Here is a 12,670-nt window from a genome sequence, read left to right as displayed (position 1 = left end):
TGGGTCGAGTCGTCGTGCATTCGTGCGTCCACCCTACCGACATCGCCAGCACATGTTGTATTTCAGAACAACATATGGAATATTAGTTGTACAACACGTGCCGATTTCGGCCCCGACCCTGGAGAATCACCATGACCACCGCCCTGTCCCCTCGATCCCGCCGTCTCGTCCGCTGGGCCGCACTGCCCGTCGCCGTCCTGGCGAGCGGCGTCATCGTCTCGACCGCCTCCTACGCCGCCTTCACCTCGTCGACTGACAACTCCGGTAACGCCTGGAGTGCCGGAGCGATCGCGCTGAGCGATGACGACTCCGGCGCCGCGATGTTCGCCGCGGACGACCTGCAGCCCGGCTCGACCGGTGTGAACTGCATCGCCGTCACCTCGGACGGTTCGCTGTCGTCCGACATCCGTCTCTACGCGGACAACGCGGCGCAGACGCAGGACCTCGACCAGCACCTGCAGCTCGACATCCTCCAGGGCGCCGGCGGCGGCTACGGGTCCTGCGAGGACTTCGTCCCCGCGACCACGGGCGCGTCCGTCTACAGCGGCACCCTCGCCGGCCTCGCGAACACTGCGTTCGACCACGCGTCCGGACTCGGCTCGTGGGCCTCCGTCGGCGGCGGCGAGGAGCGCGTCTTCAAGGTCACGTACACGCTGTCCCCGGATGCGCCGAACACCGTCCAGGGCGGCACGGCGGCGGTCGACCTCGTCTGGGAGGGTCGCACCTCCTAGGCGATCCCGGTGCTCTCGTCCCGCTGACGGGAGCACCGCGGCCCGCCTGTCCCCGTCCACCTCGTCCCTCTGGGAGCTCTCATGGAACCGTCATCCGCCCGCCGGCGCATCGTGTCGTCCGGCATCGTGGTCGTCGCCCTCGGTGCGCGCGTCCTCGCGTTGCTCGCGCTGTGCCTCCTGGCGTGGGCCGCTGTGCCGAAGCTCGTCGGGTGGGTTCCGACCACCGTGGCGTCAGGTTCCATGGAGCCGCGCATCAGGACCGGCGACGTCGTCGTCTCGATGCCGATCGACGGCGCCGACGCCGCGGCAGGGCAGGTGGTGCTCGTCGATGACCCCGCGAAGGACGACACCTACCTCCTGCATCGCGTCGTCGAGCGGACGTTCGACCGGCTCCGCTTGCAAGGCGACGCGAACCGTCAACCGGATCGGCAGCTCGTGGACGATCAGGATGTCCGTGGTCTCGGTATCCTCCGCGTCCCGTTCATCGGACTTCCGATCGTGTGGGCGCACGAGGGTCGGTGGGCGGAGCTGGCCCTGCTCGCCCCTTCGGCGGCGGCGACCGGCTGCGCCATCGTGTGGACGCGGCGGTTCCTCGTCGACGAGCGTGGCCGCACGACCTCGCGTGGGCGGTTGCAGGCCATGGCCCCGGTGGGTGGCGTCGCTCTGGCCGGTGTCCTGGCGATCGCGGCAGTCGTGCCGACCGCCGGTGCGTCCTGGACGAGCGCCGCGGACTCCTCGGGCAACCACCTCGGAACCGAGGTGTTCTCCTGCCTCGGCCAGCCGCTCGGTGCTCCGGAGATGTGGTTCGACTTCAACGAGCCGAGCGGTACGGCGCTCGTCAACGCCGGGTCCGGCCCCGGGTTCGCCTTCATCAGCAACGAGGCCGTGCGCGTCGACGGTGGCTGTGGCGACGGTCCCTTCGCCCGACTGGACGGAGTCGGGACCCAGGTCACGACGATGCCTCAGGTCTCTTCGCCGCGGACCTTCTCGCTCGAGACCTGGTTCCGCACCACGCGCCCGCAGGGCAAGCTGATCGGCTTCGGCGTGGCACAGACGGTCGGGTCCTGGAAGGCCGATCGGCACCTGTACATCGGCCCTGACGGACGACTGGTGTTCGGCGTGCAGTCCGGTTCGCCTGAGGTCGTCATGTCGCCTGAACCGGTGGTGGACGGCGAGTGGCATCACGTGGTCGCCGTCATGTCTGAGTCGTCAGGAATGGAGCTGTACCTCGACGGCGAGTTGGTCGCGTCGAACCCGAGCACCGGTTCCACGAACTACCGCGGCTACTGGCGTATCGGTTTCGACAACGTGACGGCTGGCTGGCCGAACGCCCCCACGTCGCCCTGGTTCGGGGGCGACCTCGACGCCGTCGGCGTTCATCTGCGCGCGCTGTCGGTCGAGGAAGTCGCCGATCACGCGGCAGCCGGGCGCCCGTGACCGACCGTGGTCGGCTGCAGGGTCCCGCCGGTTTTACAGCCGGGCGACCGTGCCGTACACTGGATGGAGGTAGTTGAAATCTGCCATGATTTTCTGCGCCTGTTTTCACCCCTGCGGTGAGGCAACGCTCAGGAGCTCAGGGTAGCTTCGACCCCTCCGGTGCGTCAGCACTGAAGGGCGGTGGCTCAATTGGTAGAGCAGCGGTCTCCAAAACCGCAGGTTGCAGGTTCAAGTCCTGTCCGCCCTGCGAGTCGGTGCGTATGCACCGGCACACGAAAGGTGTAACGAGTGGCCCCGAAGAGTACCGACACGCCCGGCGAGGACGTCGTCGTCAAGGCGAAGGCGGACCGTGCCGAACGGCGCGGCTTCTTCTCGGGCATCGTCCTGTTCCTGAAGCAGGTCTTCGCGGAACTCAAGAAGGTCGTCACGCCGACGCGGAAGGAACTCCTCAGCTACACGGCTGTGGTGCTCGTCTTCGTCTGCATCATGATGGCGCTCGTCTACGGCATCGACTTCGTCTTCGCCTGGGTCGTCACGCTGGTGTTCGGTACCGCGAGCTAGTTCCGCTCAGGTTCCGGTGCTCCGGTCCGGCACCAGGGTTCCACAATCACAGACGGCGACGCAGTCGTCACGCGCCAGGATCTGGCGCCGCGGTCGGGGATCACCCACGATCCGCACAACAGAAACGGAATGGAAATCAGTGTCTGAGCGAAACTCGAACGACGTCGACTGGGCAACCGCTGCCGAGCAGTCCTCGGAGGACGACGAGGCCCAGGAGGGCAACGTGCTCTCGGCCGACGAGCACTCCGTCGACCCCGCTGAGCACAACGCCGTCCACGTCGAGGAGACCGGCGACACCGAGGTCGACCTCGACGCCGTGCTCGACGCGATGGCCGAGGCCGTCGACCCCGAGGCCGACGCCGTCGTCGACGACGCCCTCGAACTCGACGAGGCAGCCGAGGTCGAAGCCGCAGCAGAGGCCATCGCCGAAGAAGAGGCAGACCCCACCGACGCCGACGCCGAGCCCGCCGAGGAGTCCGAGGAAGACCCTTACGACGCGTTCCGCAAGGAACTCCGCTTCCTGCCCGGCAAGTGGTACGTCATCCACTCCTACGCCGGTTTCGAGCGCAAGGTGAAGGCCAACATCGAGCAGCGCAAGTCGACGCTCGAGGTCGCGGACTACATCTACCAGGTCGAGGTCCCCATGGAAGACGTGGTCGAGATCAAGAACGGCCAGCGCAAGATGGTCACCCGCGTCCGCATCCCCGGCTACGTGCTCGTCCGCATGGACCTCAACGAGGACAGCTGGTCGGTCGTCCGCCACACGCCTGGCGTCACCGGCTTCGTCGGCAACGCGCACAACCCCACGCCGCTCCGCTTCGAAGAGTCCTTCAACATGTTGAAGTCGCTCGTCGAGGTCAAGGAGACCGCGCCCGTCAAGGGCTCCGGCACCAAGGGCAGCGCCACGCAGCAGCGTGTCATCCCCGCCGAGGTCGACTTCGAGATCGGCGAGACCATCACGATCAAGGAAGGCTCGTTCGCGGGCCTCCCCGGCTCCATCAGCGAGATCAAGCCCGAGAGCGGCAAGCTCACGGTGCTCGTCTCCCTCTTCGAGCGCGAGACGCCGGTCGAGCTCAGCTTCGACCAGGTCACCAAGCTCTAAGCCACACGGCTCCACAGTCCACCGCCGCCCGACGGGCGCGCGGGAGAGCGCACATCATCCGATGGCGTTCGAACCCCAGAAGAAGGAAGAAACATGGCACCGAAGAAGAAGGTCACGGGTCTCATCAAGCTGCAGATCCAGGCCGGCGCCGCAAACCCCGCTCCCCCCATCGGCCCCGCCCTTGGTCAGCACGGCGTCAACATCATGGAATTCTGCAAGGCGTACAACGCGGCCACCGAGTCGCAGCGCGGCAACGTCATCCCCGTCGAGATCACCGTCTACGAGGACCGTTCGTTCACCTTCATCCTGAAGACCCCGCCCGCAGCGGAGCTCATCAAGAAGGCCGCCGGCGTCGCCAAGGGCTCCGGTACCCCGCACACCGTCAAGGTCGCGAAGCTCACCAAGGAGCAGGTCCGTCAGATCGCCGAGCAGAAGGCTCCCGACCTGAACTCGAACGACATCGACGCAGCCGCGAAGATCATCGCCGGCACCGCCCGCTCCATGGGCATCACGGTCGAGGGCTAGTCCTTCCGAACCGCACGGGGTGAGCCGTCCAGGCCACACCCTCGCACCTTTCTTTTTCACTCGTGGCAGCGCCGGCCAGGCGCAGATGACCACATTTCTCATAGGAGAACACACATGGCACAGAAGTCGAAGGCCTACCGGGCCGCAGCCGAGAAGATCGAGGCTGACAAGTTCTACACCCCGAACGAGGCCGTCGCCCTCGCCAAGGAGACCGGTTCCGCCAAGTTCAACAGCACCGTCGAGGTCGCGCTCAAGCTCGGTGTCGACCCGCGCAAGGCGGACCAGATGGTCCGCGGCACGGTCATCCTCCCGCACGGCACGGGCAAGACCGCCCGCGTCATCGTCTTCGCGACGGGCCCGGCAGCAGAGGCCGCGATCGCGGCCGGTGCTGACGAGGTCGGCGGCGACGAGCTCATCGCGAAGGTCGCCGAGGGCTACACCTCGTTCGACTCCGCGGTCTCCACCCCGGAGCTCATGGGTAAGGTCGGTCGTCTCGGTAAGGTCCTCGGTCCCCGTGGCCTCATGCCGAACCCCAAGACCGGCACCGTGACGCCGGACGTGGCCAAGGCCGTGTCCGACATCAAGGGCGGCAAGATCGAGTTCCGCGTCGACAAGCACTCCAACGTGCACTTCGTCGTCGGCAAGGCCTCGTTCGACGCATCGCAGCTCGAGGAGAACATCAACACCGCGCTCGAGGAGATCCTCCGCCTCAAGCCGTCCTCCTCGAAGGGCCGTTACATCCAGAAGGGCGCCGTGTCGACCACGTTCGGCCCCGGCATCCCGCTGGACGTCAACTCCATCTAGTCTCACCAGTACGGAGGCCCGGTCGCGTCACGCGACCGGGCCTTCGTCGTTCTCCGGGGTGGCGTCGTACGATGCAGGGATGGTCTCCACCCGCACTGCTCACGCCGACGACGCCGCCACCCTCGGCACGCTCGCCGCAGCGACCTTCGCCCTCGCTTGCCCACCCGGCACCGCGCAGGAGCACATCGACGCGTTCATCGCCGAGCACTTCACCCTCGACCGGTTCACCGGCTACCTGGCAGATCCCGGACGCGCGCTCCGGCTCCTCGTCGACGACGATGACGGCACGGCCATCGGCTACACGATGCTCGTCTTCGGTGATCCGATCGACCCCGACGTGCTCGCCGCAGTCACGCACCGCCCGACAGCGGAACTCAGCAAGCTGTACGTGCTCCCCGCGAGCCACGGTGCCGGCGGAGCGCGCATGCTCATGGAGGCGACGCTCGACGACGCCCGGTCCCGAGGCGTCACGTCGGTGTGGCTCGGGGTGAACCAGCAGAACGCCAGGGCGATCCGGTTCTACGGCAAGAGCGGCTTCGAGGTGGTGGGGACGAAGACGTTCCTGGTCGGGCCCGAGCGGCACGACGACTTCGTGATGGAGCGGATGTCGGAACGGGGCCCGATCGGCTAGCCCTGGCAGGCCTCGGTAGGAGTGCGGACGAGCAAGCTGTCGACTGATATGTTTGTGGACGACATGAGCGGCGCTCGGTGAGCTGCGCCCTCGATCCTCCCAAGCACGTCTCCCTCCTGGTGGAGGCCGAGGCGGCGCGGGCCGACAGGCCCGATCACGAAAGGACGCCCCTCCATGAAGCCCCACACAGCCCTCTCGATGGTCGTCCTGACGGCCGTCGCCGCCACAGCACTGGTGTCCGGTCCGGCATCGGCCGCGCCCGTCGGTCAGGCCGGATCAGACGCGGAGACGTCGGTGACCGCCACGCAGCCGCGGTTGCGCGGCAAGTTCGTGACCGATCCGGCGTGGTCCACCGGATTCCACGGATGGGCGCCGCGGGGGTCCTCGCAGTGGCTCACCCACCCGCAGTCGATCGGCACCGGCGGGCCCTACGGGTTGTCGTACGAGGCAGCGCTGGCCGCCGCCGCCACCGCGACCTTCCCTGCCGTCGGCACCAGCGGTCGGATCGAGATCAACGGCCAGTGCCTCACCACGGACCGGGGCGGCACGAGGACCGATCTCGTGCGCGTGGCGAGCTGCTCCTCGGCGAGCACGCAGTACACGCTGGCCGCCGACGGGTTCCTCACCGATCCGTCCGGGCGGCGCCTGAACGTCCTCGGGGTCGGCACGAAGGACATGCAACTCGGATTCGGGCCGAACAACGACGCAGACGTCAGCAAGCTGGTGATGAGCCAGCTGGTGCCGGACCTGTCGCCGTCGGCCTCCGTGCCGACCCCGTCGCTCCGGCAGGGCGAGTCGGTCCAGGTCCAGGCGACCTTCAACACGGATGCGGGCGGACAACGGATCGACATCGTGCCGCCCCTCGGCACCAGGATCACCGCCGTGGCGAACCCGGCTTTCGCGCTCGACGGCACCGGTACCGGCGGCACCCTGCCGATCGGCACCACCGCCGTCACCTTCACCCTCACTGCCGACGCCGACGCGCGGCTCGGCCTGGCCACCGGCGGGAGCGTCAGCTGGTCCACGAACCGGGTGAAGCTCGCGGACTTCACGGCGAACGTCCTCGCGGCACCCATCGCGCCTGGTGTCACCATCCCGAACGTCACCGTCCGCCAGGGGGACGCCGTCGAGGTACCCGTCGCCTTCACCGAATCGGTGTCCGGATCCGCGGAGATCGTCGTCCCGGCCGGGCTCAGGCCCACCGGCGATGCGCCGGCCGGATTCAGCTGGTACCCCGCGAGCAACAGCTACCGGGGCACGATCACGGCCGCGAACCGATCGTTCACCCTGGCGCTGACCGCGAACGCCGATGCCGCCGTCGGCGTGTTCGACGGCGCCGTGCGCGCCACAGGGATCGACCAGGTGTGGACCGCGACGATCGAGGCCGGTGCGCCGGTTCCCGACGCCCCGGTCGTCCTGCTCTCGCCGGCGACCGGTGGGGTCCTCGAGCCCGGCGCCCCGGTGTTCTCCGGGACCGGTCAGCCCGGCGCACTGATCCAGGTCTACGGAGCGTGGGGTTCGCTCCTGGGTGAGACCCGCGTGGAGACGGACGCCACCTGGACGCTCACCTGGAACAAGGCGCTGACGCCCGGGACCTACTCGGGCGGTTCGGTCCGGCAGTACCTCGACGGCAAGCCGTTCACGAGCGTCCCGTACGACTTCCGAGTCGACTGGCGGGTGGCGCCCCTCGTCGTGACCTCCCCGTCGGTCGGGGCGATCGTCTTGGAGACCAACCCCGTGTTCACGGGCACCGCGCAGCCGGGTGCGGCGATCGAGATCCGCGGTGCGTCGGGAGACCTCCTGGGCGCCGTCGACCGCGTCGCCGACGACGGTCGATGGACCATCACCTGGAACAAGACCCTGCTGCCCGCACGGTACGTCGGCGGCACCGTCCGGCAGTTCGTGGACGGGGAGCAGACCCACTCGGTCGTCTACGACTTCACCGTCGTCGTCCCACGCCTCGAGGTGGTGTCGCCCGCGCTCGGCGGCACCATCGCCGGAACCCGGCCGGTGTTCTCCGGCCGCGCGAACCCCGGCGCCCTGATCCAGATCCGCGGGGCCTGGGGCACGGACCTCGGGAGCGTCACGGCCGGACCGCAGGGCGACTGGAGCATCACCTGGCCGTCGGACTACCTGCCTGCTCGGTACTCGGGTGGCACGGTGACGGAAGCCGTGGGTGGCACGGTGGTCAGGACACTGCCCTACGACTTCACCCTCGTCCGCTGAGCGTCGGGTGGCGGCGCCGTAGCGGCGTCGTCACCCGACGGCCTCGGTCGTCAGCCGTCGGCGACCTTGAGGACGATCTTGCCGCGTGAGTGACCGCCCTCGAGAAGCACGTGGGCCTGCCGGACGGCGTCGAGGTCGAACACCTGGTCGACGAACACCCGGACGTCCCCGGACTCCAGCAGTCGACTGATGGTGTCGAGTGTGGCGCCGTCGGGGGCCACGGTGAACCGCGTCGCGCGGACGCCTGCGGCCCGGGCCTCCTCCTCGAGCGTCGGCCAGGAACCGGTCGGCGCGTTGATGATGAGCCCGCCAGGGCGGAGGACCCGCAGGGAACGCGACCCCGTGTCGTCCACGGTGTTGCCCACGAGGTCGATCACGACGTCGACCTGGTCGACGACGTCCTCGAACCGGTGCAACTCGTGGTCGACAGCCTGATGGGCGCCGAGTTCGCGCAGCCAACCGACGTTGCGACCGGAGCCGGTGGCGATCACCCGCGCGCCGAAGTAGGTGGCGAACTGCACGGCGAAGTGCCCGACACCGCCGCTCCCGGCGTGGATGAGGATGCGCTGTCCCTCGTGCGCCTTCGCGACGTCGACGACCATGCCCCACGCGGTCAGCGCGGCGAGAGGGACCCCGGCGGCCTCGACGTGTGACAGCGTCGTCGGCTTCCGCGTCAGGCTCAGGGAGGACACCGCGACGTACTCGGCGTAGCTGCCGCCCGTCCGCGGGAAGCTCGTCATGCCGTAGACCTCGTCACCGGGCAGGAGGCCGGCGGCAGCGAAGGGCGACTCGACCACGATGCCGCTGAAGTCGTACCCGAGGACGGCCGGCATCGCCGTGATGGCAGAGGAGACGCCCCGGCCCGCGCGGGTCTTGGCGTCGACCGGGTTCACGCCGGCCGCGACGACCTTCACGAGGAACTCCGCCATGACCGGACGCGGTGTCGGTACGGTCTCCATCCGGAGGACCTCAGGGCTGCCGACGGCGTCGATCACCGCGGCTCGCATGGTCTCCGGTGCCGGCTTCACCGCGTCCGCGGTTGTCGCCAGAGACCAGGAGTGTCCGACTCCTTGACGCATCGAGTACTCCTTCGTCGTTCATCCCCCGAAAGCTCCACCCGGCGGAGGTCGGCTCGGCGACGAGTCTCGCTCCGGTGCGTGGTCCGGCTCTGTTCTCATCAAAGCCGTCGAATGAGTCGGCGCTGTTACGGGGGTGTCAATTGGCTGGAAACGATTCCCTCTCTTCGGGGGACACGGCGGCCCGACTGTCGCCCGATCCTCGGGCGCGTGCTTCCGATACAGTGGCGCAATGCGCGCACTGTTCGGAGTCATCAGGATCATCGCGGGTGGGGTGATCATCGCCGCCATCGTCGGCCAGTTCGTCTACACCCTGTCCTTCGGTGATGCGCCCGACGACTTCTTCGTCAACTTCTTCAGCTACTTCACGATCCTGTCGAACGCGCTGAGTGCGATCGTCCTGTTGGTCGGCGCCGGGTTCTGCTTCCGCCTGCGACGCGATCCGGCCTGGTACAACCTGGTCCTCGGCTGCGTCGTGACCTACATGGCGACCACGGGCGTCGTCTACAACCTGCTGCTCCGCGGCATCGCCCTCGACCAGGGGCACACTCTCGGCTGGTCGAACGAGGTGTTGCACCTCATCGCACCGATCTATCTGGTGCTCGTCTGGATCGTGACGCCCGGCAAGTCCCGCCTGGAATGGCGTCAGGTGTGGGCGATCATCGCGTTCCCGCTCGTCTGGACCGTCTACACGATGATCCGCGGATCGATCGTCGGCTGGTACCCGTACCCGTTCCTCAACCCGGCCCAGCCAGGCGGCTGGGGAGCCGTCGTCGTGTACATGATCGCCATCGCCGGGTTCATCGGCCTGATGGGCTGCGCCGTCGTCGCGTTGAGCCGGACGAGGCTCATCCGCGGATGACGGGGGGCACCTCAGACCAGCGGGTCTCTCGCCCGTCGGCCGTCCGTCGGCGCCGATCCGTCGCCCTCGGGTTCGCGATCATCGGTGGCGTGCTCGTCGTGGTCGCCACGATCATGATCTGGGCCGCACGACTCAGCCTCGGCAAGAACAGCTACGTGAGCGGCCTCGGTGCCACCGGCGAGGTGACGGCGCCGGTCTTCAACGCGGCACTGCTCATGGTCGCGGTCGGTGGTCTCAGCATCGCCGTGGCGCTGCAGCGAGTGGTCCCGTCCCGCGAGCCCGGTCATCGCCGCACGAGGGTTGGACTGCTGCTCATCCCCTGGCTGCTCGTGGGACTGTCGAGCCTGTGCTTCCTCGTGGCGTCCCGGGTGACCTGCACCTACGAGTGCCCGATCCCGTCGAATCCGCTGTTCACGCTCCAGGACGCGGTGCACATCTCCTTCGCCGTGCTGGGCTTCGCCCTCGCCTGCCTGGCGATGATCGGGTCGGCCCTCGGGTCGCGGCTGCGCGCCGTCCGGCGGCTGTCCTGGTTCGCCGGATCCGCCGTCGCGGTGGTCGCGGGGCTCGGTGGCCTGCTCTCACTCGCGGAGGTCGGGCAGCAGGTCGGCAGTTGGCTGGAGTTCGCGGCGATGACCATCGCCCTGTTCTGGCTCGTCGGGTACGGCCTGGCGGAAGTCCTCGCCGTCGGGAAGGCGGACGACGTCGGACGCCCTGGTTCCGCACTGGAGGACGCGCGTCAGGTCGACGCGGCCTCGAGCGCCCGGGGCTGAGTCATCGCGTCGATCGCCGGTGCGGACAGGGCGTCGCGCAGCACCATGATCGCCGCTCCCAACACCCCGGCCTCCTCGCCGGCCGTCGAGGTGACGATGCCGAGGTGTCCGGTGGCGAGCGGCATCGACCGGCGGTACACCACCTCGCGGACACCGGTGAGGAGATGTTCACCCGCCCGGGTCATCGTCCCACCGAGCACGATCACCGAGGGGTTCAGGAGGTTCACCACGACACTGAGCACCTCACCGATCTCCCGGCCGGCCTGCCGCGTGGTCTCGATGGCCGTACGGTCGCCCGCGCGGATGAGTGCTGCGACGTCGCGACTGCTGACGGCGTCGATCCCGCGGGCGCGGAGCTCGGTCGCGATCGCCGGCCCGCTCGCGATGGCCTCGAGGTCGCGCTCGTCGTCCGCAGCGCGCGGGGAGTCTCGGCCGACGGGGACCTGGACGTGCCCGATGTCGCCGGCCGCACCGAGTGCCCCGCGCTGCAGCTCGCCACCCGCGATGATGCCGGCACCGATACCCGTGGACACCTTCACGTAGACGAGGTCGTCGGTGTCCGGCCAGGAGATCGCGTGCTCGCCGAGCGCGAGGACGTTGACGTCGTTGTCGACGAGGACCGGGACGTCGATGGTCCGACGGATGTAGGCGGGGACGTCGAAACGGTCCCAGCCCGGCATGATCGGCGGGTTCGTCGGCCGTCCGGTCGAGTGCTCGACCGGCCCCGGAAGCCCGATCCCGATCCCGATGACCGGGGGCGCGACCGGCTGGGGTGTGGCCCAGGTGTGCGGAGCGGCCAGCAGGGCCGACGCCGCTTCGACCACCCAGTCGAGGACGGGCTCGGGTCCTGCGGCGATCTGCAGCTCCGCGCGGCTCGTCGCGAGGATCGCGCCGGCCAGGTCGGTGACGGCCACCGTCCCGTGCGTCGCCCCCAGGTCGACGGCGACGACGACGCGCGCGAGCGGGTTGAATGCGATCCGTGCGGGCGGGCGACCACCCGAGGAGGCTGCCTCTCCAGCGGGACGGAGCAGGTCTGCGGCCACGAGGGCGTCGATCCGGAGGGAGACGGTGGAGCGGGCCAGGCCGGTCAGGGCGCACAACTCCGACTTCGTGCGTGCCTCACCGCCGCGGAAGAGTTGGAAGAGGTCGCCGGCGCCCGGTGCTCCGGGGGAGGGGCGTAGCGGCTCGGTCATGGCGACAGTCAACCACCTCGGCCGACTTCTGTCGACTTGTCGTCAGAAGTCGGCGCTCAGCAGTGGTTCCCGGAGCTGCCGAGTGACGGGCGCAGGCTCCGGGAGGACCGGGCGCCGGGCGGCTGGATTGGTGCGGTGGTACAGCTCGTCGATGAGTGCGTTCGCAAGGCCCACAAGCTTCGCGATCTCGACGTCATCCCGCTCGACCCATCGACAGAGCGGTTCGTCGTCGATGGGGACGAAGTCCTTATGCTCCTCCCAGACGACGAGCGTCCGCTCCGCGCCGATCACGTACTGCTGCCACCACACCTGACGCAGGTAGTTGCGGGGGATCGAGCGCCAGGACTTCGTCGTGGTCTTGATCTCCGCGAGCACGACGGCCCCGCGCTCGGTCACGGCGATGCCGTCGGGGGTGGCGAGGTGGCGATGTTCGACCTCGGCCCGGAAGAGCGCCGACGAGGGGTTGATCCCGTGTGTCGCGGCGACCCACCGGGCGATCTCCGGCTCGCGGGCGCGACCGTGGTCGGTGAAGGCGTTGCCGGAGAAGCCCGTCCCGCCGAGCTTCGCGTCGGCCGCCCGCTGGATCGAGGCCGGGGTCGAGAGGGTGGCGACGTCGGTCGCGGTGATCCCGCGCGAACGAGCCCGCAACCACGAGATGCGGTCGCTGGAGTCAGCGACGATCCGGGAGAGCAGAGCTGAGTTCACCTCTCCATTGTCCCCCACGCTTCCGACTCCTGCGGTATTCGTCGCCG

The 12,670-nt window shown here is 68.8% G+C and carries 13 protein-coding genes and 1 tRNA gene; 11 read left to right on the top strand and 3 right to left on the bottom strand.

Going from position 1 to position 12,670, the window contains the following annotated elements:
• Window positions 1-131: 131 nt before the first annotated feature.
• From EAO79_RS00325 to EAO79_RS00285, 9 genes are all read left to right on the top strand, one after another.
• Window positions 132-731 (top strand): hypothetical protein, encoded by a 600-nt coding sequence (locus EAO79_RS00325; RefSeq protein WP_124767354.1) that lies wholly within the window; start codon window positions 132-134, stop codon window positions 729-731.
• 81 nt (window positions 732-812) lie between these two features.
• Window positions 813-2,168 carry a signal peptidase I gene (locus EAO79_RS00320; protein WP_124767353.1) on the top strand — a complete coding sequence of 452 codons (1,356 nt, stop codon included), beginning with the start codon at window positions 813-815 and terminating at the stop codon, window positions 2,166-2,168.
• A 174-nt stretch (window positions 2,169-2,342) separates the two neighbouring features.
• Window positions 2,343-2,415 (top strand) — tRNA-Trp (locus tag EAO79_RS00315).
• Window positions 2,416-2,456: 41 nt separating this feature from the next.
• On the top strand, window positions 2,457-2,729 hold the full coding sequence (secE, locus tag EAO79_RS00310) for a preprotein translocase subunit SecE (RefSeq protein ID WP_079706702.1): 273 nt from the start codon (window positions 2,457-2,459) through the stop codon (window positions 2,727-2,729).
• A 139-nt stretch (window positions 2,730-2,868) separates the two neighbouring features.
• Window positions 2,869-3,831: a transcription termination/antitermination protein NusG gene (nusG, locus tag EAO79_RS00305; protein WP_079706703.1), complete on the top strand. Its 963-nt coding sequence runs from the start codon at window positions 2,869-2,871 to the stop codon at window positions 3,829-3,831.
• A 93-nt stretch (window positions 3,832-3,924) separates the two neighbouring features.
• A complete protein-coding gene (rplK, locus tag EAO79_RS00300; protein WP_056014074.1) occupies window positions 3,925-4,356 on the top strand; it encodes a 50S ribosomal protein L11 in 432 nt (143 codons plus the stop codon).
• 114 nt (window positions 4,357-4,470) lie between these two features.
• Entirely contained in the window at window positions 4,471-5,160 is a 690-nt protein-coding gene (rplA, locus tag EAO79_RS00295; protein ID WP_079706704.1) for a 50S ribosomal protein L1, read from the top strand.
• A gap of 79 nt (window positions 5,161-5,239) precedes the next feature.
• Window positions 5,240-5,791, top strand: a complete 552-nt coding sequence (locus tag EAO79_RS00290; RefSeq protein ID WP_124767352.1) for an N-acetyltransferase — start codon at window positions 5,240-5,242, stop codon at window positions 5,789-5,791.
• Window positions 5,792-5,965: 174 nt separating this feature from the next.
• Window positions 5,966-8,017, top strand: a complete 2,052-nt coding sequence (locus EAO79_RS00285) for a hypothetical protein (protein WP_124767351.1) — start codon at window positions 5,966-5,968, stop codon at window positions 8,015-8,017.
• Between the two features lie 50 nt (window positions 8,018-8,067).
• On the opposite strand, the gene EAO79_RS00280 is transcribed toward EAO79_RS00285, so the two are convergent.
• Window positions 8,068-9,024: an NADP-dependent oxidoreductase gene (locus EAO79_RS00280; protein WP_124770005.1), complete on the bottom strand. Its 957-nt coding sequence runs from the start codon at window positions 9,022-9,024 to the stop codon at window positions 8,068-8,070.
• Between the two features lie 301 nt (window positions 9,025-9,325).
• On the opposite strand from EAO79_RS00280, the gene EAO79_RS18985 reads away from it, so the two are divergent.
• A complete protein-coding gene (locus EAO79_RS18985; RefSeq protein ID WP_164486847.1) occupies window positions 9,326-9,955 on the top strand; it encodes a Pr6Pr family membrane protein in 630 nt (209 codons plus the stop codon).
• Entirely contained in the window at window positions 9,952-10,725 is a 774-nt protein-coding gene (locus EAO79_RS00275) for a DUF998 domain-containing protein (protein WP_164486845.1), read from the top strand. The genes EAO79_RS18985 and EAO79_RS00275 overlap by 4 nt, the downstream gene beginning before the upstream one ends.
• On the opposite strand, the gene EAO79_RS00270 is transcribed toward EAO79_RS00275, so the two are convergent.
• Window positions 10,692-11,918: an ROK family transcriptional regulator gene (locus EAO79_RS00270; protein WP_124767349.1), complete on the bottom strand. Its 1,227-nt coding sequence runs from the start codon at window positions 11,916-11,918 to the stop codon at window positions 10,692-10,694. The genes EAO79_RS00275 and EAO79_RS00270 overlap by 34 nt on opposite strands.
• A 42-nt stretch (window positions 11,919-11,960) precedes the next feature.
• Complete coding sequence (locus EAO79_RS00265) at window positions 11,961-12,623, bottom strand: YqaJ viral recombinase family protein (protein ID WP_124767348.1); 663 nt, start codon at window positions 12,621-12,623, stop codon at window positions 11,961-11,963.
• Window positions 12,624-12,670 lie beyond the last annotated feature (47 nt).

It is taken from the genome of Plantibacter sp. PA-3-X8 (genome assembly GCF_003856975.1).
Taxonomy (GTDB): Bacteria; Actinomycetota; Actinomycetes; order Actinomycetales; family Microbacteriaceae; genus Plantibacter; species Plantibacter auratus.
This window is presented reverse-complemented; position numbering and strand designations above follow the sequence as displayed.